Source organism: Bacillus sp. PPSBB_11 (genome assembly GCF_038023285.1).
Lineage (GTDB): Bacteria > Bacillota > Bacilli > Bacillales > Bacillaceae > Bacillus > Bacillus altitudinis.
In genome coordinates this window covers 1,060,762-1,084,877 of sequence record NZ_CP150633.1, presented here as the reverse complement: position 1 = coordinate 1,084,877, position 24,116 = coordinate 1,060,762, and the positions used below count along the sequence as shown (strand labels likewise).

At 41.9% G+C, this 24,116-nt stretch carries 26 protein-coding genes; 23 read left to right on the top strand and 3 right to left on the bottom strand.

Features of this window, described 5'->3' with window-relative positions; genetic code table 11:
- Positions 1–10: 10 nt before the first annotated feature.
- Complete coding sequence (locus V7L95_RS05480) at positions 11–484, bottom strand: DUF2798 domain-containing protein (RefSeq protein ID WP_340968993.1); 474 nt, start codon at positions 482–484, stop codon at positions 11–13.
- Positions 485–861: 377 nt separating this feature from the next.
- Between V7L95_RS05480 and rpoE the strand changes: the two genes are divergently transcribed.
- Together rpoE and pyrG are read left to right on the top strand one after the other, a co-directional pair.
- Positions 862–1,398 carry a DNA-directed RNA polymerase subunit delta gene (gene rpoE / locus V7L95_RS05475; RefSeq protein ID WP_017368217.1) on the top strand — a complete coding sequence of 179 codons (537 nt, stop codon included), beginning with the start codon at positions 862–864 and terminating at the stop codon, positions 1,396–1,398.
- A gap of 238 nt (positions 1,399–1,636) precedes the next feature.
- On the top strand, positions 1,637–3,244 hold the full coding sequence (gene pyrG, locus V7L95_RS05470; protein ID WP_216942913.1) for a CTP synthase (glutamine hydrolyzing): 1,608 nt from the start codon (positions 1,637–1,639) through the stop codon (positions 3,242–3,244).
- Positions 3,245–3,285: 41 nt separating this feature from the next.
- On the opposite strand, the gene V7L95_RS05465 is transcribed toward pyrG, so the two are convergent.
- On the bottom strand, positions 3,286–3,816 hold the full coding sequence (locus tag V7L95_RS05465) for a DUF2529 domain-containing protein (RefSeq protein WP_008343445.1): 531 nt from the start codon (positions 3,814–3,816) through the stop codon (positions 3,286–3,288).
- 180 nt (positions 3,817–3,996) lie between these two features.
- Here V7L95_RS05465 and V7L95_RS05460 point away from each other — a divergent pair, with 180 nt between their 5' ends.
- From V7L95_RS05460 to V7L95_RS05415, 10 genes are all read left to right on the top strand, one after another.
- Entirely contained in the window at positions 3,997–4,371 is a 375-nt protein-coding gene (locus V7L95_RS05460; protein ID WP_003214681.1) for a response regulator, read from the top strand.
- A gap of 178 nt (positions 4,372–4,549) precedes the next feature.
- The gene (locus V7L95_RS05455; protein ID WP_007497678.1) at positions 4,550–5,407 is read left to right on the top strand and encodes a class II fructose-bisphosphate aldolase; all 858 of its coding nucleotides are present in this window, start codon (positions 4,550–4,552) and stop codon (positions 5,405–5,407) included.
- A gap of 111 nt (positions 5,408–5,518) precedes the next feature.
- Positions 5,519–6,157, top strand: a complete 639-nt coding sequence (gene fsa / locus V7L95_RS05450; protein ID WP_003215343.1) for a fructose-6-phosphate aldolase — start codon at positions 5,519–5,521, stop codon at positions 6,155–6,157.
- A 246-nt stretch (positions 6,158–6,403) separates the two neighbouring features.
- Positions 6,404–7,693 (top strand): UDP-N-acetylglucosamine 1-carboxyvinyltransferase, encoded by a 1,290-nt coding sequence (locus V7L95_RS05445; protein ID WP_007497673.1) that lies wholly within the window; start codon positions 6,404–6,406, stop codon positions 7,691–7,693.
- 32 nt (positions 7,694–7,725) lie between these two features.
- Positions 7,726–8,691, top strand: coding sequence for a class II fructose-bisphosphatase (glpX, locus tag V7L95_RS05440; RefSeq protein WP_007497670.1), 966 nt, complete (start codon positions 7,726–7,728; stop codon positions 8,689–8,691).
- 365 nt (positions 8,692–9,056) lie between these two features.
- Positions 9,057–10,340, top strand: a complete 1,284-nt coding sequence (gene rho / locus V7L95_RS05435; RefSeq protein ID WP_007497667.1) for a transcription termination factor Rho — start codon at positions 9,057–9,059, stop codon at positions 10,338–10,340.
- Positions 10,341–10,470: 130 nt separating this feature from the next.
- Positions 10,471–10,671: a 50S ribosomal protein L31 gene (gene rpmE / locus V7L95_RS05430; protein WP_003215407.1), complete on the top strand. Its 201-nt coding sequence runs from the start codon at positions 10,471–10,473 to the stop codon at positions 10,669–10,671.
- 87 nt (positions 10,672–10,758) lie between these two features.
- Positions 10,759–11,361, top strand: coding sequence for a thymidine kinase (locus V7L95_RS05425; protein ID WP_007497666.1), 603 nt, complete (start codon positions 10,759–10,761; stop codon positions 11,359–11,361).
- Between the two features lie 279 nt (positions 11,362–11,640).
- Complete coding sequence (gene malS, locus V7L95_RS05420) at positions 11,641–13,341, top strand: oxaloacetate-decarboxylating malate dehydrogenase (protein WP_017368215.1); 1,701 nt, start codon at positions 11,641–11,643, stop codon at positions 13,339–13,341.
- Between the two features lie 91 nt (positions 13,342–13,432).
- Positions 13,433–14,389 (top strand): AEC family transporter, encoded by a 957-nt coding sequence (locus V7L95_RS05415; protein WP_017368214.1) that lies wholly within the window; start codon positions 13,433–13,435, stop codon positions 14,387–14,389.
- Between the two features lie 35 nt (positions 14,390–14,424).
- Here V7L95_RS05415 and racA read toward each other — a convergent pair whose 3' ends face one another.
- Complete coding sequence (gene racA, locus V7L95_RS05410; RefSeq protein ID WP_048001108.1) at positions 14,425–14,976, bottom strand: chromosome-anchoring protein RacA; 552 nt, start codon at positions 14,974–14,976, stop codon at positions 14,425–14,427.
- A 210-nt stretch (positions 14,977–15,186) separates the two neighbouring features.
- Between racA and prfA the strand changes: the two genes are divergently transcribed.
- The 11 genes from prfA to glyA all read left to right on the top strand — a co-directional run bounded on the left by prfA (position 15,187) and on the right by glyA (position 23,985).
- Positions 15,187–16,254, top strand: a complete 1,068-nt coding sequence (gene prfA, locus V7L95_RS05405; RefSeq protein ID WP_008343422.1) for a peptide chain release factor 1 — start codon at positions 15,187–15,189, stop codon at positions 16,252–16,254.
- Complete coding sequence (prmC, locus tag V7L95_RS05400; protein ID WP_129547940.1) at positions 16,244–17,131, top strand: peptide chain release factor N(5)-glutamine methyltransferase; 888 nt, start codon at positions 16,244–16,246, stop codon at positions 17,129–17,131. The genes prfA and prmC overlap by 11 nt, the downstream gene beginning before the upstream one ends.
- Positions 17,132–17,268: 137 nt before the next feature.
- Positions 17,269–17,748, top strand: coding sequence for a hypothetical protein (locus V7L95_RS05395; RefSeq protein ID WP_035389802.1), 480 nt, complete (start codon positions 17,269–17,271; stop codon positions 17,746–17,748).
- 157 nt (positions 17,749–17,905) lie between these two features.
- Positions 17,906–18,559 carry a stage II sporulation protein R gene (spoIIR, locus tag V7L95_RS05390; RefSeq protein WP_129547939.1) on the top strand — a complete coding sequence of 218 codons (654 nt, stop codon included), beginning with the start codon at positions 17,906–17,908 and terminating at the stop codon, positions 18,557–18,559.
- A gap of 63 nt (positions 18,560–18,622) precedes the next feature.
- Positions 18,623–19,066: a general stress acyl- n-acyltransferase gene (locus V7L95_RS05385; protein WP_007497650.1), complete on the top strand. Its 444-nt coding sequence runs from the start codon at positions 18,623–18,625 to the stop codon at positions 19,064–19,066.
- 161 nt (positions 19,067–19,227) lie between these two features.
- Positions 19,228–20,280 carry an L-threonylcarbamoyladenylate synthase gene (locus tag V7L95_RS05380; RefSeq protein WP_081298178.1) on the top strand — a complete coding sequence of 351 codons (1,053 nt, stop codon included), beginning with the start codon at positions 19,228–19,230 and terminating at the stop codon, positions 20,278–20,280.
- Positions 20,281–20,340: 60 nt separating this feature from the next.
- The gene (locus V7L95_RS05375) at positions 20,341–20,895 is read left to right on the top strand and encodes a manganese efflux pump MntP family protein (protein ID WP_017368209.1); all 555 of its coding nucleotides are present in this window, start codon (positions 20,341–20,343) and stop codon (positions 20,893–20,895) included.
- A 63-nt stretch (positions 20,896–20,958) separates the two neighbouring features.
- Entirely contained in the window at positions 20,959–21,417 is a 459-nt protein-coding gene (locus V7L95_RS05370) for a low molecular weight protein arginine phosphatase (RefSeq protein ID WP_017360042.1), read from the top strand.
- Positions 21,418–21,558: 141 nt separating this feature from the next.
- Positions 21,559–22,008 carry a ribose 5-phosphate isomerase B gene (gene rpiB, locus V7L95_RS05365; protein ID WP_003214714.1) on the top strand — a complete coding sequence of 150 codons (450 nt, stop codon included), beginning with the start codon at positions 21,559–21,561 and terminating at the stop codon, positions 22,006–22,008.
- A gap of 12 nt (positions 22,009–22,020) precedes the next feature.
- Positions 22,021–22,560, top strand: coding sequence for a TIGR01440 family protein (locus V7L95_RS05360; protein WP_048001104.1), 540 nt, complete (start codon positions 22,021–22,023; stop codon positions 22,558–22,560).
- A 177-nt stretch (positions 22,561–22,737) separates the two neighbouring features.
- On the top strand, positions 22,738–23,985 hold the full coding sequence (gene glyA, locus V7L95_RS05355) for a serine hydroxymethyltransferase (RefSeq protein ID WP_024718755.1): 1,248 nt from the start codon (positions 22,738–22,740) through the stop codon (positions 23,983–23,985).
- Positions 23,986–24,116: the final 131 nt, after the last annotated feature.

The following is a 24,116-nucleotide window of genomic DNA, read 5'->3' as shown; positions in this document are numbered from 1 at the left end:
ATCCATTCGACTAAACCGCTGCTGTCTGTTTTAATTTCACCCATTTGAAAAAAACAAAACGGACAAGTGGTCCCATAATCAACATCTGCAAAGGGAACGCCAACATGACATTATGGCCGAAAATCGTTAAGTAATCAGATAGAATCGATTGTGTTTGAAATCCTGTGCTGACGCTTTGAACGACATATCCGCATAAAGACATGAGACACACCATACCAAACACGATAAAGATAGAAAGAGTGAGAATAAAATAGATTTTCTTGCCTTTTGGGGCAAAACGGCTGGCTGCTTTTTTTGCTGAAGGCCCAACAATACACATCTCAATCAACAACGTGATGGCAAAACCGATCACATAGGTGAGTACACCTTCTAACCATGTCATATGTCCAAGCCGTCCATTTAGAAATAGGTTATAAAAGAACATCACTGAAAACATACAAAAACACATCAAGACACCAAATTGTATATCTTCTTTTTTTGTCATTGGCAATTCGATCAACCTCTCAAAATTAGTCTATTTATTATAGATTTCTGTATCAATTCGTCGTAAGTGAACATTTTGTGAAGGAATAAATCCCCTTTTTTAAGAAGAGTAAATGGCTTTGTATTCATCAAAAGAGAAGACAAAAAAGCATGCAAAACGTGTGCTTCACACATGAATTGTGTCAATTCGGCACAAATGATTGACCGCTAGAGGCTCCTCTTGTGAAAAAATCAAAAATTAACATCAATAAAGGTGGCATAAACTCCCCTAATTTGTTTATAATGAGAGGTATGGTTTGTCGTAAGAATAAGGTATAAATACTTATTATTTCACTGATAAATGGATACATACATGTAATAGAAAGGGAGTGTCTGACCTTGAGTTTGAAAGAATACTCACAGGAACAGCTCAAACAAATGTCTTTAGTTGAACTTGCTTATGAAATTTTCAGAGACAGCAAAACACCGATTACGTTTTCCGAGTTAATAGATGAAATTGTCCGTTTGCAAGGGATACAAAAATCTGATCTTGATGATCGACTTGCTCAATTTTATACAGACTTAAATATAGATGGCCGCTTTATTTCGTTAGGTGATCAGAGATGGGGACTTCGCAGCTGGTATCCAGTTGATCAAATCGAAGAAGAAGTTCAGCCAGCTGTTAAAACAAAAGCGAAAAAGAAAAAAACAAAAGCTGCTGTCGTTGAAGAAGACTTCGATGATATTGAAGAGGAAGAAGAAATCGACGAGCTTGAAGAAGATCTTGATCTTGTTGAAGACGACGAGGACCTTGACCTAGATGATGAAGAAATCGATGAAGAGATAGAAGACTTCGACGAAGATGATGATGAAGATGATGACGGCTTAACGGAAATTGATGAAGACGATTTAGACGATGATGAGGAAGACAAATAACCCTCACAAACCGGTCCTGAAAACAGGACAAAACCGTCTTGACTTTCCAGAGCGAACTATGTAGTATGTATTTTGGGCTCTCTAAAAAAGAGTACGTAAAGATACGTTCATTTACGCTCCCTTTCATTTATTTGAAAGGGAGCTTTCTTATTTTTCAAGAGATTTAGGGATACACTCTAAAAGGATGAAGCTGTGCATGTCTAGTCATGCAAGGGTAAAAAAGAGAGGAGCATACGAAATGACAAAGTATATTTTTGTAACAGGAGGAGTTGTTTCCTCACTTGGAAAAGGGATCACGGCTGCATCGTTAGGCCGCCTTCTGAAAAATAGAGGGATGGATGTCACCATTCAAAAATTTGATCCATATATCAACGTAGACCCAGGGACAATGAGTCCATACCAGCACGGTGAGGTATTTGTCACAGACGACGGTGCTGAAACAGACCTTGACTTAGGTCACTACGAGCGTTTCATTGACATTAACTTAAATAAGTACAGCAACGTTACAACAGGTAAAATCTACTCTACTGTTTTGAAGAAAGAGCGCCGCGGCGACTACTTAGGTGGAACAGTACAGGTTATTCCCCACATTACAAATGAAATCAAAGACCGTGTGTACCGTGCCGGGAAAGAAACGGGTGCAGATGTGGTCATTACAGAAATCGGTGGAACAGTAGGAGACATCGAATCCCTTCCATTCCTTGAAGCGATTCGTCAAATGAAGAGTGACATCGGCCGTGAAAACGTGATGTACATTCATTGTACCCTTGTTCCTTACATCCGTGCTGCAGGCGAACTGAAAACAAAACCAACACAGCATAGTGTAAAAGAACTTCGCAGTCTTGGTATTCAGCCAAACGTCATTGTAGTCAGAACTGAAATGCCATTGGCACAAGACATGAAGGACAAAATTGCGCTATTCTGTGATATTGATACGAAAGCAGTCATCGAATGTCAGGATGCAGATACCCTTTATTCGATTCCGCTTGATTTACAAAAACAAGGATTAGACAAGCTTGTATGTGAGCACATGAAGCTTGACTGTCAAGATGCGGACATGACGGAGTGGACGGCGCTTGTTGATAAAGTGCAAAACCTTTCAAAACAAGTCACGATTGGTCTTGTAGGGAAATATGTTGAGCTGCAGGATGCATACATTTCTGTCGTTGAATCCCTTCGTCATGCGGGCTATGCATTTGATGCGGATGTTCAAATCAAATGGATCAACGCAGAAGAAGTCACAGCAGAAAATATGGCTGATTTCGCTCAAGATGTAGACGGCATTATTGTTCCTGGAGGCTTCGGAGACCGCGGAGTAGAAGGGAAAATCATTGCAACACAATTTGCGCGTGAAAACAAAGTGCCATTCTTCGGAATCTGCTTAGGTATGCAAGTCGCATCTATCGAATATGCGAGAAACGTACTAGGTTTAGAGGGAGCACATTCCGCTGAAATTGATCCAGAAACAGCATTCCCAATCATCGACCTTCTTCCAGAACAGAAGGATGTTGATGACTTAGGTGGAACACTTCGCCTCGGCCTATACCCTTGTAAATTAAACGAAGACTCAAAAGCATTTGCTGCATACAATGACGAAGTCGTGTACGAACGCCACCGTCATCGCTATGAGTTTAATAACGAATTCAGACAGCAAATGGAAGCAGCAGGTTTTGTCTTCTCTGGTACAAGCCCAGACGGACGCCTTGTTGAAATCATTGAACTGAAGGATCACCCATGGTTCCTTGCTTCTCAGTTCCACCCAGAATTCATTTCAAGACCGACAAGACCACAGCCGTTATTTAGAGATTTCGTTGGTGCTTCACTACAGGCATCTGAATCAAAATAAAACAAAAAACTGCCGAGAATATCATCTTCTCGGCAGTTTTTTTATTCATATTCCTCAACGATTTCTTTCACAGTAAACGATAGAGCATGGTAGACATATAAGCAGGTCATCAGTGCAGGATAGCCGAACCTTGTTCCATCTTCTGCAGGCACAAGTGGTTTTTTGAGCTGAAAATCAATGTGGACATCACAATGCTCTTCAATAAATGATGTCTCCTTTTGTGCAGGACCGACCCCGACAATAGGTGTACCTTGTTCGTGCAGCTCTTTGACAAGGGATTGAATCTCTTGATCTTCTGGATCTGAATAAAATAAAAGCACCCTGTCACTTGGATGAAGTAAGCTGCGCTCCTTTTGATCCAGCGGCAGAACCTTCGCACCCGGAAACGGCTCCTTGCTCTCAGATGCCTCTAAGGCTACAGCCGCCAGTTCATTCTTGCCATGAAAATACACGGCATGTCCACTGACAACGGCCTGAGCAAGAAGGCGTGCACCGTCTTCGATCGCTTCGGCCTGCTTATCTCCAATACGTGAAAAAATACCTGATAATTGGGTAGTGAAAATTTTTAACAAGACTCATTTCCTCCTTCTGTCAGATCATTTTATAATAGAATATAAAGAGAATATTAGGAAAAATGCTCAGAAAATGTCGTAAAGTAAACTATTATAATTAAAGGAAATGTGAAAATCAAACAGAATTATTTAACAACAGCTCTTTTTATGGCGAAAAATGAAAGCAATGGGGTGTAACAGATGAATGAGAAAATTTTAATTGTCGATGATCAGTACGGTATTAGAATATTGCTGAATGAAGTGTTTCATAAAGAAGGCTATCAAACCTTTCAAGCCGCTAATGGACTACAGGCATTAGATATTGTGAAAAACCATAGACCAAACCTCGTCCTGCTTGATATGAAGATTCCCGGAATGGATGGCATTGAGATTTTAAAACGCATGAAATTAATTGATGAAGACATTCGAGTGATCATTATGACAGCTTATGGCGAACTAGATATGATTCAAGAGTCTAAAGAGCTCGGTGCATTAACGCATTTTGCTAAACCATTTGATATTGATGAAATCCGTGATGCAGTCAAAGAATACTTGCCGCTCGAAACAAATGGCTAGATGGAAATGATTGAATCAAGTCATTCTGTTGCCGATTTGTCGAATAATTGGTATTCTAGATAAGAAGAAGAAAGCGATCTGACTTTGAAAGTTTACATATGGCGAGAAATTCTGGTCATGCTAGGGTGGAGAGCTTTTTTTAGTAAGCAAATTAGCTACATAGGGAGGATTTTTCATCATGCCTTTAGTTTCAATGACAGAAATGTTGAAAGACGCAAAGGAAAAAGGTTACGCTGTTGGACAGTTTAACTTAAATAACTTAGAATTCACGCAAGCGATTTTACAAGCTGCTGAAGAAGAGAAATCTCCAGTTATCTTAGGAGTATCTGAAGGAGCAGGACGCTACATGGGCGGCTTCAAAACAGTTGTCGCAATGGTAAAAGCGTTAATCGAAGAATATAATGTAACAGTTCCTGTTGCGATTCATTTAGATCACGGTTCAAGCTTTGAATCTTGTGCAAAAGCGATTCATGCAGGATTTACTTCTGTGATGATTGATGCTTCTCACCATCCATTTGATGAGAACGTAGCGACAACTGCAAAAGTGGTTGAGCTTGCACATTTCCACGGTGTATCTGTAGAAGCTGAGCTTGGAACTGTTGGTGGACAAGAAGACGACGTCATCGCTGAGGGCGTTATTTATGCTGATCCAAAAGAGTGCCAAGAGCTTGTAGAACGTACTGGTATTGACTGCCTTGCGCCTGCACTAGGTTCAGTTCATGGTCCATACAAAGGTGAACCAAACCTTGGTTTCGCTGAAATGGAAGAAATCGGTAAAACAACTGGACTTCCACTTGTTCTTCACGGCGGAACAGGTATCCCAACTGCTGACATCAAGCGTGCGATTTCACTTGGTACAGCAAAAATCAATGTAAACACTGAAAACCAAATTGCTTCTGCGAAAGCAGTTCGCGAAACACTTGCTGCAAAAACAGAAGAGTATGATCCACGTAAATATCTTGGACCAGCTCGTGACGCAATTAAAGCGACTGTTATCGGCAAAATGCGTGAATTTGGTTCTTCTAACCAAGCATAATTTGATGAGAACCGAAAGCCGCCTGAGTCACAGGCGGTTTTCTCCATATCATGAGAAAGCGCAATCAAATTTACATTTCAGACAATTTATTGATAGGAGAGTGGCACAGTTATGTTATTTTTCGTAGACACAGCGAATATCGCAGACATCAAAGAGGCACACGAGCTTGGCATTTTAGCTGGCGTGACAACAAACCCTAGTTTAGTAGCGAAAGAAAAGGACGTATCGTTCCACGACCGCCTTCGTGAAATCACTGACGTGGTATCAGGTTCAGTTAGTGCGGAAGTCATTTCCCTCAAAGCAGAAGAAATGATCGAAGAAGGAAAAGAGCTGGCTGCTATTGCACCAAATATCACAGTGAAAATCCCAATGACAACAGACGGTCTTAAAGCGGTCAAAGCGTTAACAGACCTTGGAATTAAAACAAACGTCACGTTGATTTTTAGTGCAAACCAGGCACTTCTTGCAGCTAGAGCTGGTGCGACGTATGTCTCTCCATTCCTCGGCCGCTTAGATGACATTGGCCAAAATGGTCTTGATCTCATTAGTGAAGTGAAAACCATTTTTGATGTTCATGGATTAGATACACAAATCATTGCTGCATCCATTCGTCACCCGCAGCATGTGACAGAAGCTGCGCTTAGAGGTGCTCATATCGGCACAATGCCGCTGAAAGTCATCAAGCAGCTGACAAAACACCCATTAACGGATGCAGGCATTGAGCAATTTTTAGCAGACTGGAATAAATAAGTGATTGTGGCAGACGGATACGCATCCGTTTGCCGCAGTTTTCCTTAAATACGCTAAGAAATGTTTTGTGCAAAGAAGAGAACATCACAGCCTCGCAAAGCTTCGATTATTTTTCTTCCGACAAATTTCGTTTAACCTGTATTCTTTCTCTTGATATTGGCTAAATTTTGGACAAGACCTTTTAAAGCGCGACATCCACAAACAGTATAACTCCAACAGTGATCTTCTTTAAGAAGGGAGACAAATATGGAAAAGTTAAACATTGCCGGCGGTGACCCCTTGCGCGGGACCGTACATATTAGTGGTGCGAAAAATAGTGCTGTGGCACTGATTCCTGCCACGATTCTCGCTGATTCTCCAGTAACCATTGAAGGCCTTCCGCATATTTCAGATATTGACACATTACGAGATCTGTTAGAAGAGATTGGCGGAAAGGTCACGTTTGAAAAAGGTGAGATGGTTGTCAATCCTGCCTCCATGATCAGTATGCCGCTTCCTAATGGGAAAGTGAAGAAACTACGAGCATCCTATTATTTAATGGGCGCCATGCTCGGTAGATTCAAGCAGGCTGTCATTGGATTACCAGGGGGATGTCACTTAGGACCTAGACCGATCGATCAGCATATCAAAGGCTTTGAAGCACTTGGAGCCGAGGTGACAAACGAACAGGGTGCGATTTATTTGCGCGCTGAAAAATTAGTCGGAGCCCGTATTTATCTTGATGTTGTCAGTGTAGGTGCGACCATCAACATCATGCTGGCAGCCGTGCTTGCTGAAGGGAAAACAGTGATTGAAAATGCCGCAAAAGAACCCGAAATTATTGATGTAGCGACACTGCTTGCAAGCATGGGAGCTAAAATCAAAGGTGCGGGGACGGATGTGATTCGGATCGAAGGTGTGGAATCTCTTCATGGCTGCAGGCATTCCATCATCCCTGACCGCATAGAAGCAGGTACATTTTTAATTGCAGGTGCAGCGATGGGGGATGAAGTTGTGCTTGATAATGTGATCCCAACTCATTTAGAATCAATTACGGCGAAACTTAGAGAGATGGGGTTCACAATTGAAACAAGCAACGATCAAATGCTGATCGTTGGCAGAAATGAAGGACTCAAGCCTGTCGATATCAAAACCCTTGTGTATCCGGGCTTTCCGACTGATCTTCAACAGCCGATGACGGCTTTGTTAACAAAAGCGAAAGGCACGAGTGTCGTGACAGATACCATTTACTCTGCCCGCTTTAAACACATTGACGAATTGCGTCGAATGGGTGCTAACATGAAGGTGGAAGGAAGATCTGCCATTATTACAGGTCAAACGCAGCTTCAAGGTGCAAAGGTCAAAGCAAGTGATCTGCGAGCAGGTGCTTGTCTCGTTGTTGCAGGGTTAATGGCAGACGGTGTGACCGAAATCACAGGGCTTGAACATATAGACAGAGGATATAGTATGCTTGAGGAGAAGCTTGAAGGCTTGGGTGCAACCATCTGGCGTGAAAAGCTGAATGACCAAGAAATAGAAGAACTTCAAAATTCATAAGGCTTTGACTGTGAGAGGAGATTTGGACAAAAATGGAAAGAAGTTTATCGATGGAACTAGTACGGGTGACAGAAGCAGCTGCATTAAAATCTGCTCGTTGGATGGGTAGAGGTTTAAAAGACGAAGCGGATGATGCTGCAACAAGTGCCATGCGTGATGTATTTGATACGATTCCGATGAAGGGAACTGTGGTCATCGGCGAGGGAGAAATGGACGAAGCTCCAATGCTTTATATTGGGGAAAAGCTTGGAAACGGATATGGACCTCGCGTGGATGTCGCTGTTGATCCATTGGAAGGAACAAATATTGTGGCAAGTGGCGGCTGGAATGCTTTAGCTGTTATCGCTGTTGCTGATCATGGCAACTTGCTGAATGCACCTGATATGTACATGGATAAGATCGCAGTAGGTCCAGAAGCGGTAGGCTGCATCGACATTGAAGCGCCTGTCATTGACAATCTTCGTGCTGTTGCAAAAGCAAAAAACAAAGATATTGAAGATGTTGTTGCGACAATTTTAAACAGAGAGCGACATGAAAAGATCATTGCTGAGCTGAGAGAAGCTGGAGCAAGAATCAAGTTGATCGATGATGGTGACGTTGCAGGAGCCATTAATACAGCATTTGATCACACAGGTGTTGATATTCTATTTGGTTCAGGTGGAGCGCCTGAAGGTGTCCTTTCTGCTGTTGCGCTTAAAGCACTTGGTGGAGAAATCCACGGTAAGCTTCTTCCACAAAGTGAAGAAGAGCTGAGACGCTGTGAGAAAATGGGACTGGATGTTGGAAAAGTCCTCAGAATGGAAGACCTCGTGAAAGGCGATGACGCCATTTTTGCAGCGACAGGTGTAACAGATGGCGAGTTATTAAAAGGTGTTCAATTTAAAGGCTCTGTTGGAACAACACATAGTGTTGTCATGCGTGCGAAATCAGGTACTGTTCGATTCGTCGATGGCAGACACAGTTTAAAGAAAAAACCGAATCTTGTCATTCGTCCGTAATCTGAAAGCGGGTATTCTTTACCCGCTTTTCATATAGGTGTCAAATATATATCATTTTCTTTTTAAAGTTGAATATTCCCTGCAAATGAGGTAAAACTAAAGAGTGCTGCGAAATTTTCTGCGAATTTACTTCTTTTTAAGCTTCAACAAGTTTAAATACTGCCGCATCATGACGATATACTCATTATCCTTCTCTATGTTGACAAAGCTCAATTTCACATTGTTCCTATCTTTATGATAAAACGAGTGGGAGCGTTACCATGAGAGCGAGGTCATTCCAACAAAAACGGAATTAAAAGCTAATCAAATACAATAGTCATGCATTTGTAATGAAATACATTGACTAGAAAAGTGTGGTGTCCATATTGAAAGATGTTTCGATTTCATCTTTGGAAAATATGAAATTAAAAGAGCTGTATGAGTTAGCAAAAAAGTACAAAATCTCTTATTACAGCAAACTAACAAAAAAAGAATTAATTTTTGCCATCTTAAAGGCGAACGCTGAGCAAGAGGATCTCTTATTTATGGAAGGGGTTCTAGAAATTATTCAGTCAGAGGGATTTGGTTTCTTAAGACCAATTAACTACTCCCCAAGCTCTGAAGACATTTATATTTCAGCTTCACAAATCAGACGCTTTGATTTAAGAAATGGTGATAAGGTGTCTGGAAAGGTACGACCTCCAAAAGAGAATGAACGCTACTATGGCCTCCTTCATGTCGAAGCGGTAAATGGGGACGACCCAGAATCAGCTAAGGAACGTGTTCACTTTCCTGCACTCACGCCGCTATTCCCTGATCGTCAAATGATTCTTGAAACACAGCCTAATCACCTGTCTACTAGAATTATGGATATGATGGCACCAGTTGGGTTTGGACAGCGTGGTTTAATTGTTGCACCGCCTAAGGCTGGGAAAACCATTTTGCTCAAAGAAATTGCCAACAGTATCTCTGAAAATCATCCAGAGGCAGAACTGATTGTTCTTCTCATTGACGAACGTCCAGAGGAAGTAACAGATATCGAACGTTCTGTTGCAGGGGATGTTGTTAGTTCAACCTTTGACGAAGTACCGGAAAACCACATTAAAGTAGCAGAGCTTGTATTAGAGCGTGCGATGCGTCTAGTTGAACATAAAAAAGATGTCATCATTTTAATGGACAGCATCACAAGGCTTGCTCGTGCATACAACCTTGTCATCCCGCCAAGCGGCCGAACGCTTTCCGGCGGTATTGATCCAGCGGCTTTCCACCGTCCAAAACGCTTCTTTGGTGCTGCGCGTAACATCGAAGAAGGTGGGAGCTTGACCATTTTAGCTACTGCACTTGTTGATACGGGATCACGTATGGATGATGTGATTTATGAAGAGTTTAAAGGAACAGGAAACATGGAGCTCCATTTAGACCGTTCTCTTGCAGAAAGAAGAATTTTCCCAGCCATCGACATTCGTCGTTCCGGTACAAGAAAAGAAGAACTGCTTGTGCCTAAAGAGCATCTTGATCGTCTATGGGCGATGAGAAAATCAATGTCAGATACACCTGATTTCGCTGAGAAATTCATGCGCAAAATGAGAAAAACAAAGACAAACCAAGAATTTTTCGATATTTTAACGCAAGAGTGGAAACAAGCAAATATGTCTGCATCAAGAAGATAGCTTCCTGAAAAAATACATTTGCAATCATAGACTTACACTGTTATAATTTTATCATGTGCGTTTCAGAATTTATTCTGAGATATTAACTCTGTTTCCGAATTGGATTCAGGGCGGAAGGAGATGACAGTAGATGAAAACAGGAATTCATCCTAACTACAAAAAAGCTACAGTCAAATGCGCTTGTGGAAATGAGTTTGAAACTGGATCAGTAAAAGAAGAGGTACGCATCGAGATTTGCTCTGAGTGCCATCCTTTCTATACAGGCCGTCAAAAATTCGCTTCTGCTGATGGACGTGTTGACCGCTTTAACAAAAAATACGGTCTTAAGTAATAATAGATACAATAAACAGGCAGGAATCCGTTCTTGCCTGTTTTTTTACGTGGATTGATGGAACTTTAAAACGGGGGAGAAGACCTTATGTATGTGATGAAACAAAGCGGTTGGCTTGAAGTCATCTGCGGAAGTATGTTTTCTGGAAAGTCGGAAGAATTGATTCGGAGAGCCAAAAGAGCCACCTTTGCCAAACAAGAAGTAAAAATATTCAAACCAGCGATTGATAACCGGTATAGCACAAGCTCAGTTGTGTCACATAACGGTTCATCCGTCGATGGGATTGCAGTAACCTCACCAAAAGACATAATAACGCACATATCAGAACGAACCGATGTCATTGGCATTGATGAGGTGCAATTTTTTGATGAGACAATTATTGATATTGTCACTCAGTTGGCTGATAAAGGCTACCGAGTCATTGTTGCAGGCCTTGATCAAGACTTCAGAGGAGAGCCATTTGGTGTTGTTCCACATTTAATGGCATGTGCAGAGCTTGTAACAAAACTTCAAGCAGTTTGTTCGGTATGCGGCTCCCCAGCGAGTAGAACACAACGCTTGATCGACGGTAAACCCGCATCCTATGATGATCCCATTATTTTAGTAGGTGCGCAGGAATCATACGAAGCACGATGCAGACATCACCATGAAGTACCAAAACTAGATGTTGGTACAACACTTGACAATTAAAAAAATAGCAAATGCCGCTGTGTTTCGTTTTTCGAGTTTTTGGCTGAACACCCATCATTTGTACTTAAATAAATTAAATAACGCTACGAAAAAATTATCTAATTTTCAACGCTTGCGTTTTGGTATAAGCAGGCATAAAATGACTAACTGTAGTGTAAAGCATTTAAACGAAAAGTTCGATTTCTTGTCATAATTTTTTTGATTAAGGATTTTTCTCCTTGATCGTTCTTTGTATTAATAGTTCACTTTATTTATATTTTAGAAAGAGGGTAGTTTTTGATGAACAACGTGAAGAAAACAAAAGAAGGGTACCTCGAAACCACTTTGACAGGTAAAGATGTATTATCGATTCCAACGTTGAACAAAGGCGTTGCTTTCTCTGAAGAAGAAAGACAAGAGCTTGGACTAGAAGGATTACTCCCTCCAACTGTTCTGACTTTAGAACAGCAAGCAGAGAGAGCATACAAACAATTTCTAGCTCAGCCAGATCGTCTTCGTCAAAACGTATACTTAAGTGATTTGCAAAACCGTAACGAAGTATTATTCTATAAGCTTCTAACGGACAAGCTTCGTGAAATGCTTCCTGTTGTTTACACACCAACTGTTGGTGAAGCGATTCAAGAATACAGCCATGAATACAGAAGACCTCATGGTGTCTACCTTTCAATCGACAACATTGACGGTATTGAGAAAGCATTTGAAAACTTACATGCAACAGCAGGCGACATCGACCTCATCGTAGCAACTGACTCTGAGAGTATTCTTGGAATTGGTGACTGGGGTGTTGGTGGTATCAACATCGCAATTGGTAAATTAGCTGTTTACACGGCTGCAGCAGGGATTGATCCAAGCCGCGTGATTCCAGTTGTATTAGATGTTGGAACTAACAATGAGAAATTATTAAATGATCCATTGTACATCGGGAACCACCACAAACGTGTACAAGGTGAAAAATACGAAGAGTTCATTGATGCGTATGTAAAAGCAGCACTTAAATTCTTCCCGAAAGCATTGCTTCACTGGGAAGACCTTGGAAACAAAAATGCGCGTAACATCATGAAAAAATACAACGACAACATCTTAACATTTAATGATGATATCCAAGGTACTGGTGCCATTACTTTAGCGGGTGTTCTTGCAGCTGTCAAGAAAACTGGTACTCAATTGAAAGATCACCGTGTGATGATTTTCGGAGCTGGATCAGCTGGAATCGGAATCGCCGATCAAATGCGTGACACAATGGTTCTTGAAGGTCTAAGTGAAGAAGAAGCAAACAATGCATTCTGGACGTTAGACTACAGAGGATTGCTAACAGATCAGTTTGAAGATGAAGTGCTTGATTTCCAAAAACCATACCTTCGTTCTTCTGATGAAGTAGAAGGCTGGGCTCGTGATGAAAAAGGACAAATCTCATTTGCTGAAGCTGTTCGCAAGGTGAAGCCAACTATTCTTATTGGTACATCAGGTCAAGGCGGCGCATTCACTGAAGAAATTATTAAAGAAATCGCAGCTCATACAGAGCGTCCAGTGATCATGCCGATGTCTAACCCAACACCACTTGCTGAAGCAGTACCGGAAGATCTATTCAAATGGACAGACGGTCGTGCGCTTGTTGCAACTGGAAGCCCATTCGAAAATGTCGAGTATAACGGAATTGAACATGAAATCGGACAATCAAACAATGCGTTCGTTTTCCCTGGACTTGGTCTTGGTTCAATCGTAACGGAATCAAAAATCATCACAAAAGGCATGTTCGTTGCTTCAGCGGATGCGATTGCTGAAATGGTTGATCATGATAAACCAGGTGCTGGTCTACTTCCAAGCATTGATAAGTTACAAGAAGTTTCTATCAAAGTAGCTATTGAAGTGGCAAAAGCAGCAATTAAAGATGGTGTCGCAAGAAAAACACCTGAAAACATTGAACAAGCTGTGAAAGATGCTATGTGGATTCCTGAATATAAAAAAATTGTAAGAGCATAATAAAATGTGTAACGCGGCATTGTTTCGGGTAATGTAAGCAATGCCGCTATAAAATAAGAAACATGTAAAGGATTCAAGGAGGAATAGTAAGATGGACTTTTTAAATATTTTGATCCTCCTAGCACCGATTTTTTTCGTTATCGCGCTGGGTTGGTTCGCAGGGAACTTCGGCAGCTATGACGCTAAATCTGCAAAAGGTGTAAGTACACTTGTTACAAAGTATGCTTTGCCAGCGCACTTTATCGCCAGCATTCTGTCAACACCAAAAGATAAATTCTATAGTCAAATTCCATTTTTCGTTGCATTGATTTTCGGAATCGTAGGCTTTTATATCATTATCCTTTTAGTTACGAAATTTGCTTTTAAATATGATTTAACAGATTCATCTGTTTTCTCATTAAACTCAGCACAACCGACCTTTGCATTTATGGGGATTCCGGTCTTGGGCAGTTTATTTGGGGCTCAAGAAGTTGCAATTCCGATTGCTATTACCGGAATAGTTGTAAATGCATTGCTTGATCCAATTGCTATTATTGTGTCAACTGTCGGTGAAAAAACAAAAGGAAAAGCCAAAGACGGCGAAAGTTTCCTAAAAATGACGACGAAAGCGATTTTACACGGCTTATCAGAGCCGCTTGCGCTTGCACCGTTAGCAAGTATCATTCTTGTTCTTTTAGGATTTAAACTTCCTGAAATCGGACATGAAATGCTAGAGGAAATTGGAAGTGTGACATCAGGGGTTGCGCTCTTTGCAGTCGGTGTCACAGTCGGTATCCGCAAGATTAAACTGAGCTTACCAGCTTTCAGTATCGCATTGCTCAAAGTAGCTGTACAACCGTTACTTATGTATTTTATCGCCATTCTTATGGGTCTTTCGGCGGATGAAATTACAAAAGCTGTATTGCTTGTTGCCTTCCCAGGTTCAGCTGTTGCGGCCATGATCGCCACTCGATTTGAGAAACAGGAAGCAGAAACAGCATCCGCATTTGTGATCAGTGCGATCATGTCACTCATTACGTTACCGATCATTATTGCACTTACCGTATAATATAGTAGAAAGGCTGCCTCGTTAGGCAGCCTTTCTTAGCGAAATGAATGAAACAGAGGGAAGAGCGCACGCTTTTTTTTCATTTCGGGGTGTGCCTTTTCCTTTTCTTCTTCTTTTGATGGTTTTGGTTTTGTCAATGTGGCTGTGAGGCGTTCTAATTTTGCAGTTAATTCTTCAATTTCTCTTCTGTGCTGGAGGAGCTGGTAGGAAACGCCTTCATCTGCTTTCTTAGCGAGTTTCCGTTCCATTTCTTGAAAACGCGCTTCAATATGACTGACGTGTGATTGCTCTTGAAGGAGCTGTTTCATTTGTTTTTCTAAGGCTTCTATCCGTTTTGATGAGTCAGAAGTTTCTACAGTAGGTGATAATTGCTGGGCGGTTTCTTCATGGATCGGCAGTCTAATGTCATGGAGAATCACACCTTCGTTCATTTGGTGTTGGACCTCTTTGAGCAGCTGGACAATGTCATCATGAAATTCATAATGTCCTAGTTCATTCCGGGCGACAGGGATGTTGAGCTGTTTGACCCAGCGCTGAATGGTTTTTGAAGATACACCAATTTCCTTTGCAACCTCATTTGTATTCAAACCAAATGCCCTCCCTTTTTTCAATTACAAGTACCATTCTCTTTCGTGAGCATCCGTTCCTTCACGTTAGACAAAACAAGTAACCAATCGCCAAAGATCGTGTTTTCTAGTGAAAAATTGCAGAAAATCAATTGTTTTGGAAATTTTTTTGACTGTCATACCCCGCTATACTATAATTAGACTGTTACGCACAAAACAGAGGTGAAGACCATGTTAGACCGTTTAAAATCAATTGAAGAACGCTATGAAAAGCTAAATGAATATTTAAGTGACCCTGAAGTGGTGAACGACCCTAAGAAGCTTCGTGAATATTCGAAGGAACAATCTGATATTCAAGAAACTGTTGAGGTATATAGACAATATCGTGCGGCATATGATCAGCTAAGTGATGCGAAAGCCATGCTGGAAGATAAGCTCGATGCCGATATGCGCGACATGGTCAAAGAAGAAATTTCAGAGCTCACAGAGGAAACAGAACGTTTAGAAGACGAGCTGAAAATCTTACTCATCCCGAAAGATCCGAATGACGATAAGAACGTTATTGTGGAGGTTCGTGGTGCAGCGGGCGGAGAAGAGGCTGCACTGTTTGCAGGAAACCTGTACCGGATGTACAGCCGTTATGCTGAAATGCAAGGCTGGAAAACGGAAGTCATGGAAGCGAGTGTCACTGGAACTGGCGGTTATAAGGAGATCATCTTTATGATTAGCGGTAAAGGAGCATATTCTAAACTAAAGTTTGAAAACGGTGCACACCGCGTGCAGCGTGTTCCTGAAACAGAATCAGGCGGCCGAATTCATACATCAACAGCGACAGTTGCTGTATTACCAGAGGCTGAAGAAGTTGAAATTGATATCCACGAAAAAGATATTCGTGTGGATACATTTGCATCAAGCGGACCAGGGGGACAAAGTGTTAATACCACAATGTCTGCTGTTCGTTTGACTCACCTTCCAACAGGTGTAGTGGTTTCCTGTCAGGATGAGAAATCACAAATCAAAAACAAAGAAAAAGCGATGAAAGTTTTGCGTGCGAGAATTTATGATAAATTCCAGCGTGAAGCACAAGCTGAATATGATCAAACCCGTAAATCTGCTGTTGGAACAGGGGATCGTTCAGAACGTATCCGTACGTACAATTTCCCACAAAACCGCGTGACGGACCACCGCATTGGATTAACGATTCAAAAGCTTGATCAAATTTTAGAAGGAAAACTTGACGAGGTCATTGATGCATTAATTATGGAAGACCAAGCAAGAAAACTTCAAAATGCAAAATAAAGAGCGAACGATCTTTGAAGCCCTTAAATGGGCTTCTTCTTTGTTAACGGAAGCGGGCAGAGACCAAAACGCAGCAGAGTTAATGTTGATGCATGTGCTTGGATGGAGCAGAAGTGAACTTCTTGCCCGTTTTCATGATCCACTGCCAGAGGAGCAAGATTCACAATTCAGCGAGTTCGTCGCGCAGCACAAGCGTGGAGTGCCTGTGCAGCATTTAACGGGTGTTGAATTTTTTTATGGGCGTCCTTTTGAAGTAAACAAACACGTTCTGATTCCTCGTCCTGAAACGGAGGAAGTGGTGCTGGCGGCATTGAATATGATGAATCGTGTGTTTCCTGATGATCAACCGCTCAAAGCAGTTGATGTAGGAACAGGTAGCGGTGCAATTGCGATTACGTTAGCTCTTGAAAAAGAATCTCTCACTGTGACAGCGACGGATATTTCACATGAAGCACTTGAAGTAGCAAAGCGAAATCAAGAAGCGCTTGGTGCAGACGTTCATTTTGTCCAAGGGGATTTACTTGAACCGATTATGGCTCAAGGCATCAAAGTCGATGTGTTTATTTCCAATCCGCCTTATATTGCGGCAGAAGAAATGGATGGTTTATCAGAGGTTGTCACAAAGCATGAACCTGTCAATGCGCTGACAGATGGGCGTGATGGCCTGTGGTTTTATGAGCGTATCGCCTGTGATCTCCACAAGGTACTTCATCAGCAAGCGGTGGTTGTCTTTGAAATAGGACATACACAAGCACAAGATGTAAAAGCGCTTCTTTTGCAGGCGTTCCCTTCAGCTGATGTTCATATCATCAAGGACATCAACGGAAAGGATCGAGCAGTTTGCGCACACATTCAAAACGGAAGTCCGGCTGAATAAAGTCGGACTATTTTATTATGTAAAGATGAAACTTATGGTAAAAGGGAAACGTATATATAGAAGAATGAACATTCTGATCATGATTTTTTACATAAATTTGTTTTGAAGGAGCGAATGGTGTGAACAGAAGGTATGCGATGGTGTTGGTCATCGTCAGTGTACTATTGATTGTGAGTGCTTGCGGTAAACCGAGCTTTAAAAAAGAAGCAGCAGCATTTGGGGAAAACTATAAAAAAGCACAATACACAGTGAATCGAACGGATGACCTATCTGACATGAAGGAGAAGTTGAAGGATTATTTAACCGAGCATGAATATCAAGAATATACACAAGACAGCATGTTTCCAAGTGTATTAGAAGCGGCAAAAGATCAAGATTGTCAAATTAAACTGAAAAAAATTACGTTTACACCTTCAGATGAAAGCGATGACAGGATTGAATTTGACTATGAAATGATCATTCAATTTATTGACCATAAAGGAAAGGTCAAAAAGGAAATCGAGAAAAAAGGCGCAATGACAGTCATCAAAACAGATTCGGGTTTAAGAATCAGCCGAGATTGGGATGGGAGATTGTACCCTTCCGATTACCAATCCTCACTAAAAAGCCGTTCATAAGTTGAACGGCTTTTTGCGTGCAGGAGAAATGTTGATTCGCTCCCCTCATAAAGAGGCTGACCTCATAATCTATTAAAAAAATCATTTTTGCTGTTTACGAGATGCGTTTCCTGGACACAATGTTTGTAGCGAAGAGAAAAAGTGGGGGGAACACATCATGTTCAAAAGTAAAATGATGATTTGTCTTTATATGTTTCTATTATTATGTGGTGCTTTTGCAAACCTTGGAAAAGAGGAGACGGCTGCTGCTTCTGCCAATCAGCCTGTTGTGATTCCAGATGAAGCCATTCGGTTACGCATTTTAGCCAATAGTGACCGGTCGGCAGATCAAGATGTGAAACGAAGTATTCGAGATGAGGTCAATGCCAATATAACGGAGTGGGTGAAAGACCTCACATCCATTGAAGAAGCTAGACGTGTGATTCGTTCAAAGCTTCCAGACATCAATCGTATTGCCAAAGCAAAATTAAAGGAACAACACATTGATCAATCCGTATCGGTCAGCTTTCAAAAAGCCTCATTTCCAACAAAGCTATATGGCAACTTTGTTTATCCTGCTGGGAAATATGAAGCCATTTTGATTACGTTAGGGGAAGGAGACGGAGCCAATTGGTGGTGTGTGTTATTCCCACCTCTCTGCTTTATCGATTTTTCAAACGGAGAAGCGATCGCCTCACCAGAAGGAGATGATAAAGAGCAGGTAGCCGCAGAGCCATCAAATGAATCTGTCAATGAAGTGGTAAAAGAAGAAGAAGAGACGGGTGAAGTGAAATTCTTTCTGTTCGAATGGGTCTCTAGTCTTTTCTCTTAAAAAAGGTCTAAATCTGTTTTTGCCTCATAGAGTTGAAGTAAGAGAACAAAAAGAGGTGAAAGCATGTATTATCAATTAAGAATAGCGACAGAAGAAGATGCCCCGGCCATTAATGCTTTTCTTGAAAAAGGCCAAGCAAAAGGCGGGGTGACGATTGCAGAGCGTACGTCATTTGTGGTCATGGAAGATGCAGACGGTGAGCTTGCAGGCTGTTTAGGTCTTGAACGACTAAATGAACAAGAAGGATTGTTAAGATCACTTGTGATATCAGATAAACTCGGCCAAGGGCATATCGTTTCTTTGTTCCAAAGTGTTCAAACGCTAGGGGAAAAACAAGGTGTGGACACCTTTTATGTTGTAGCCAATCACTCCTCCTCGCATGATTTTTTAGCGCTGATGGGTTTTACGCCTATAGAGGAAATCCCAGAAAGTGTGTGGGTATCTGCGCATGCTAAAGAGTCGTTGGGAAAAGAGCAGGCGGTTGTGCTACAAAAAACAGCTAGTTAATCACAAAACACCGGACTTATTCACATACTTATCCACTGTAAAACAAGCGTTATCCACAAATTGTGGACAACGCTTGTTTTATTTAGCATCATCTTTTATACTTTCAAAAGGATAATTGAGATATATCAACAGTTTTATCTTTTTTAAAAGGAGTTTGTATGATGTTAAATACAAAAAGGTGGTCTGTGGATTTAAAAAAGGATTTATCCACATACTATCCACAAATTGAACAAGCAGCTCTGTTGTTGCGGCAGAATGAAGTGGTCGCTTTTCCGACAGAAACGGTTTATGGACTAGGGGCAAATGCAAAAGAGACAGAGGCTGTGAAGAAAATTTATGAAGCGAAAGGACGCCCAAGTGATAATCCGTTGATTGTTCACATTGCGGACGTTCAACAGCTTCATGAATTTGCGCAAATAGAAAATGAAAAAGTAACAGCGCTGATGGATGCCTTTTGGCCAGGCGCTCTCACCATTGTTCTACCTTGTAAGCCGGGCACATTATCAAAGCAGGTGACGGCAGGTTTAACGACAGTAGGCGTAAGAATGCCTGATCATCCTGTTGCGCTTGAACTCATCCGAGCAGCTGGTCTGCCAATTGCCGCACCAAGTGCCAACCGTTCGGGAAAACCGTCGCCGACACTTGCGGACCATGTCGCGAGTGATCTTGATGGGAGAATTGCTGGCATTGTCGATGGTGGTTCAACAGGTATTGGTGTGGAGTCAACGGTTGTATCCTGTATAGACGAGATTCCAGTGATCTTAAGGCCGGGCGGTATTACAAAAGAAGCGTTAGAAGAGGTCGTAGGAACAGTCAACATAGATCCAGGGCTGACGAAAAAGGATGAGGCGCCTGTATCGCCGGGAATGAAATACACACATTATGCACCTGAAGCACAAATGTATATATTTCATGGAAGTGATGAAGACATGCAGCTGCACATTCAGAAGTACCGAGCTGAAGGGCTAAAAGTAGGTGTGCTGACGACAGAAGAAAAGAAGGAATGGTTTGCGGCAGATGTTATCTTTAGCTGTGGATGGAGAGAAAAGCCTGAAACGGTTGCGGCAAACTTATATCGTGTGCTGAGACAATTTGATGAAACGGATGTAGACTTAATCATTTCAGAAGCCTTCTCAGAGCAGGGAGTTGGTTCTGCGATCATGAACCGTCTGCAAAAAGCGGCAGGAGGGCGCACTCTCTCTTCGTTCAAATAGTTCTAACCTCTCTTGGACAAACATAGGTTAAAGGAGAATGCGTGTCCAAGGGGGATTTACATGAATGAACTAGCTGGCGAATTGCTGACACTCAGTATCATGGCTTTTGCACTTGGAATGGATGCCTTTTCGGTTGGACTCGGCATGGGGATGATTCAGCTGAGATTCCGCCAGATCCTTTATATTGGACTTGTCATTGGGATATTTCATATGTTTATGCCTCTTTTTGGCATGCTGACAGGTCAGTTTTTATCTGGCTGGCTTGGGCTCCTAGCAACCTATATTGGCGGGGCGCTGCTTTTGGTGCTGGGTCTGCAAATGATCATCGCTTCTATCCGAAAAGAAGATAAGCCATTTATCGCACCTGTTGGGGCCGGTCTCGTTCTTTTTGCAACAAGTGTGAGTTTAGATAGTTTTTCCGTTGGCTTAAGCCTGGGGATTTACGGTTCTCGGGTGTTGATGACCATTTTATTGTTTGGCTTTTTTAGTATGATGCTCACATGGCTTGGATTATTACTCGGTAAACAGGTTCGGTCATGGGTAGGTTCATACAGCGGGGCGCTTGGCGGGTTTATTTTACTAGCCTTTGGAATCAAATTATTATTTCCGCTCTAGCCAGTCTCCTTACATAACATGTAGAATGAAATGCTATATAATAGAAGAAAAGGAGGTCGAAAGATGAATATCTTATTTGTTTGTACGGGAAATACTTGCAGAAGTCCGATGGCTCAAGCCCTTTTTTCCTCCATTGCAGATGAAAAAGGCTTACAGGTCACTGTAAAATCAGCGGGCATCTTCGCCTCTGATGCAGGGAAGGCTTCTCCTCAAGCAGTCGAAGCATTATTTGAGAAAAGCATTCCACTGAATCACTCATCGTCTAAACTAACAGAAGAACTTCTTCATGAAGCAGATTATGTCTTCACCATGACGATTCAGCATAAGCAGTTGATTGTGGAGCAATATGCTCATGTGAAAGACAAGGTCTTCACTCTAAAAGAATTTGCGACAGGATCAGAAGGTGACGTGTCGGATCCATTTGGAGGGAGTCTCTCCATTTATCAGGAGACACGAGATGAACTAGAAACGCTATTGTATCAACTTGCTAAAAAGCTTAAACAGGATCACAAATCCTCATAAATGGACAACCTGTAAAACCGTTGCGCAAACGGTTTTTCTGCTTTTGTTTGCAAATGACTAGGCAGAGGTTAAAATATAACTGTAAATAAAGAATGAATGTAAGACATGACAGATCAACTCACCCTTAGGAGGAATTGCCCGATGAAAGTAGCCATTGCATCCGATCACGGCGGAACAAATATTCGTGAAGAAATCAAACAACTAATGGATGAATTAAAGATTGAATACATTGATATGGGTTGTGAATGTGGATCAGGTTCTGTAGACTACCCAGACTATGCTTTTCCTGTAGCCAATATGGTGGCAAACGGAGAAGTCGATCGTGGCATTTTGATTTGCGGGACAGGTATTGGTATGAGCATTTCAGCAAACAAAGTGAAAGGCATCCGCTGTGCACTGGCGCATGATACATTCAGTGCAAAGGCGACGAGAGAACATAACGATACAAATGTTCTTGCGATGGGAGAACGAGTCATTGGACCAGGATTGGCAAGAGAGATTGCTCACATTTGGCTGACAACAGAATTTACTGCAGGACGTCATGCTGTGCGGATTGGTAAAATCGCTGATTACGAAGAAAAGCACCTGTAAGGAGCGCTTAACATGAACATTGGTCAAGATTGGCTTGAGATGTTAAAAGAGTTTCATCAAACAGTTGAACTGCGAGCCGGCCACATTTTAGTGATTGGCTGCAGTACGTCAGAAGTGGCTGGCGAGCACATTGGGACAGCGGGAAGTGAGCAAATTGCTGAAGCTATTTATCAAGAGCTCGATCAACTGAGGCGCGAGATAGGAATTGAATTGGCCTTCCAATGCTGCGAGCATTTGAATCGTGCCCTCGTTGTGGAAGAAGAGGTGGCTTACCGGCTTAACTTAGAGATTGTAGCGGCAGTACCTGTCCGTCAGGCGGGTGGTTCTATGGCGGCTCATGCGTATCAGCAAATGGAACACCCTGTGCTGGTTGAATCCATTTCAGCGCATGCAGGTATTGATATCGGTGATACATTCATCGGCATGCACTTAAAGCGGGTAGCCGTACCGGTCCGTCTCAGCCGTCATCAATTAGGACAAGCACATGTGACGTTTGCAAAAACTCGTCCAAAGCTGATTGGCGGAGAACGAGCCGTTTATACAAGATCATAGTTCGGATATATTTCTAATATAATGTTGAATGATGAAGACGCTTCACCCCTTGAATATTCGGGTTTTCATAAAAAAGAAGTCGATTTTCCAAAAAAAACTTTTACATTTTACTCAAAAACCGTGTACAATGAGATGGTGAAAACATCGAATGGAAATAGATTGGAGAGGATTTCGCTGATGAAACATTTACCTGAGCAAGACGCACAAGTATTCAAAGCAATTCAACTAGAGCGGAAACGCCAGCAGGACAAAATCGAATTAATTGCATCAGAAAACTTCGTAAGCGAAGCAGTCATGGAAGCGCAGGGCTCTGTCTTAACAAACAAATATGCAGAAGGTTACCCTGGTAAACGCTACTATGGCGGCTGTGAACATGTAGACGTTGTAGAAGATATCGCACGTGACCGCGCAAAAGAAATTTTTGGCGCTGAGTATGTGAACGTACAGCCTCACTCAGGAGCTCAAGCGAATATGGCCGTATACTTTACAATCCTTGAGCATGGCGATACAGTGCTAGGCATGAACTTATCACATGGCGGGCATTTAACACATGGAAGCCCTGTAAACTTTAGCGGCGTACAGTACAACTTTGTAGAATACGGTGTAGATAAAGAAACACAACATATCGACTACCAAGATGTACTTGAAAAAGCACGTGAGCATAAGCCGAAACTAATCGTAGCGGGGGCAAGTGCTTACCCACGTCAAATTGATTTCAAAAAGTTCCGTGAAATTGCCGATGAAGTCGGTGCTTACTTTATGGTGGACATGGCTCACATCGCGGGTCTTGTTGCAGCAGGTCTTCATCCAAATCCAGTTCCTTACGCTGATTTTGTGACAACGACAACTCACAAAACATTGCGCGGACCTCGCGGCGGAATGATTCTATGCCGTGAAGAGTTTGGTAAAAAGATCGACAAATCGATCTTCCCTGGTATTCAAGGTGGACCACTCATGCATGTGATCTCTGCAAAAGCTGTTTCTTTCGGTGAAGTATTGAACGGAGATTTCAAAACATATGCACAAAACGTGATTGATAACGCAAAACAACTAGCTGAAACCCTTTTATCTGAGGATATTCAGCTTGTATCTGGTGGAACAGATAACCATCTTGTTCTCATCGACTTGCGCTCTCTTGGCATTACAGGAAAAATTGCAGAAAACGTTCTTGATGAAATTGGTATCACGGTGAACAAAAATGCAATTCCATATGATCCAGAGAAACCATTTGTTACAAGTGGTGTACGTGTAGGTACAGCAGCAGTGACAAGCCGTGGCTTCGATCAAGAAGCGATGAAAGAAGTCGGTTCCATCATTGCGCTTGCTCTGAAACATCATGAAGATGAAGCGAAATTAGAAGAGGCGAAAAAGCGTGTATCTGATCTGACAGCTCGTTTCCCTCTATATCAAGAATTAGATTATTAAGATGTAGACCCATTTGCCTATTTTTGGCATGTGGGTTTTTTTTGTAGGATTTGCGAATCATATTGAAAGATGATGTCTTTTTATGTAGAATTGTAGGAAGTGTGCAAAGTTCACCGGAAGATGACAGAAAA

What these genes read in the sequence shown, in the direction of transcription:
- V7L95_RS05480 (WP_340968993.1), bottom strand. Translation starts at nt 484, where the DNA reads ATGACAAAAAAAGAAGATATACAATTTGGTGTCTTGATGTGTTTTTGT.
- pyrG (WP_216942913.1), top strand. Translation starts at nt 1,637, where the DNA reads ATGACAAAGTATATTTTTGTAACAGGAGGAGTTGTTTCCTCACTTGGA.
- V7L95_RS05460 (WP_003214681.1), top strand. Translation starts at nt 3,997, where the DNA reads ATGAATGAGAAAATTTTAATTGTCGATGATCAGTACGGTATTAGAATA.
- V7L95_RS05455 (WP_007497678.1), top strand. Translation starts at nt 4,550, where the DNA reads ATGCCTTTAGTTTCAATGACAGAAATGTTGAAAGACGCAAAGGAAAAA.
- fsa (WP_003215343.1), top strand. Translation starts at nt 5,519, where the DNA reads ATGTTATTTTTCGTAGACACAGCGAATATCGCAGACATCAAAGAGGCA.
- V7L95_RS05445 (WP_007497673.1), top strand. Translation starts at nt 6,404, where the DNA reads ATGGAAAAGTTAAACATTGCCGGCGGTGACCCCTTGCGCGGGACCGTA.
- glpX (WP_007497670.1), top strand. Translation starts at nt 7,726, where the DNA reads ATGGAAAGAAGTTTATCGATGGAACTAGTACGGGTGACAGAAGCAGCT.
- rpmE (WP_003215407.1), top strand. Translation starts at nt 10,471, where the DNA reads ATGAAAACAGGAATTCATCCTAACTACAAAAAAGCTACAGTCAAATGC.
- V7L95_RS05425 (WP_007497666.1), top strand. Translation starts at nt 10,759, where the DNA reads ATGTATGTGATGAAACAAAGCGGTTGGCTTGAAGTCATCTGCGGAAGT.
- malS (WP_017368215.1), top strand. Translation starts at nt 11,641, where the DNA reads ATGAACAACGTGAAGAAAACAAAAGAAGGGTACCTCGAAACCACTTTG.
- V7L95_RS05415 (WP_017368214.1), top strand. Translation starts at nt 13,433, where the DNA reads ATGGACTTTTTAAATATTTTGATCCTCCTAGCACCGATTTTTTTCGTT.
- prfA (WP_008343422.1), top strand. Translation starts at nt 15,187, where the DNA reads ATGTTAGACCGTTTAAAATCAATTGAAGAACGCTATGAAAAGCTAAAT.
- prmC (WP_129547940.1), top strand. Translation starts at nt 16,244, where the DNA reads ATGCAAAATAAAGAGCGAACGATCTTTGAAGCCCTTAAATGGGCTTCT.
- V7L95_RS05395 (WP_035389802.1), top strand. Translation starts at nt 17,269, where the DNA reads ATGGTGTTGGTCATCGTCAGTGTACTATTGATTGTGAGTGCTTGCGGT.
- spoIIR (WP_129547939.1), top strand. Translation starts at nt 17,906, where the DNA reads ATGTTCAAAAGTAAAATGATGATTTGTCTTTATATGTTTCTATTATTA.
- V7L95_RS05385 (WP_007497650.1), top strand. Translation starts at nt 18,623, where the DNA reads ATGTATTATCAATTAAGAATAGCGACAGAAGAAGATGCCCCGGCCATT.
- V7L95_RS05380 (WP_081298178.1), top strand. Translation starts at nt 19,228, where the DNA reads ATGTTAAATACAAAAAGGTGGTCTGTGGATTTAAAAAAGGATTTATCC.
- V7L95_RS05375 (WP_017368209.1), top strand. Translation starts at nt 20,341, where the DNA reads ATGAATGAACTAGCTGGCGAATTGCTGACACTCAGTATCATGGCTTTT.
- V7L95_RS05370 (WP_017360042.1), top strand. Translation starts at nt 20,959, where the DNA reads ATGAATATCTTATTTGTTTGTACGGGAAATACTTGCAGAAGTCCGATG.
- rpiB (WP_003214714.1), top strand. Translation starts at nt 21,559, where the DNA reads ATGAAAGTAGCCATTGCATCCGATCACGGCGGAACAAATATTCGTGAA.
- V7L95_RS05360 (WP_048001104.1), top strand. Translation starts at nt 22,021, where the DNA reads ATGAACATTGGTCAAGATTGGCTTGAGATGTTAAAAGAGTTTCATCAA.
- glyA (WP_024718755.1), top strand. Translation starts at nt 22,738, where the DNA reads ATGAAACATTTACCTGAGCAAGACGCACAAGTATTCAAAGCAATTCAA.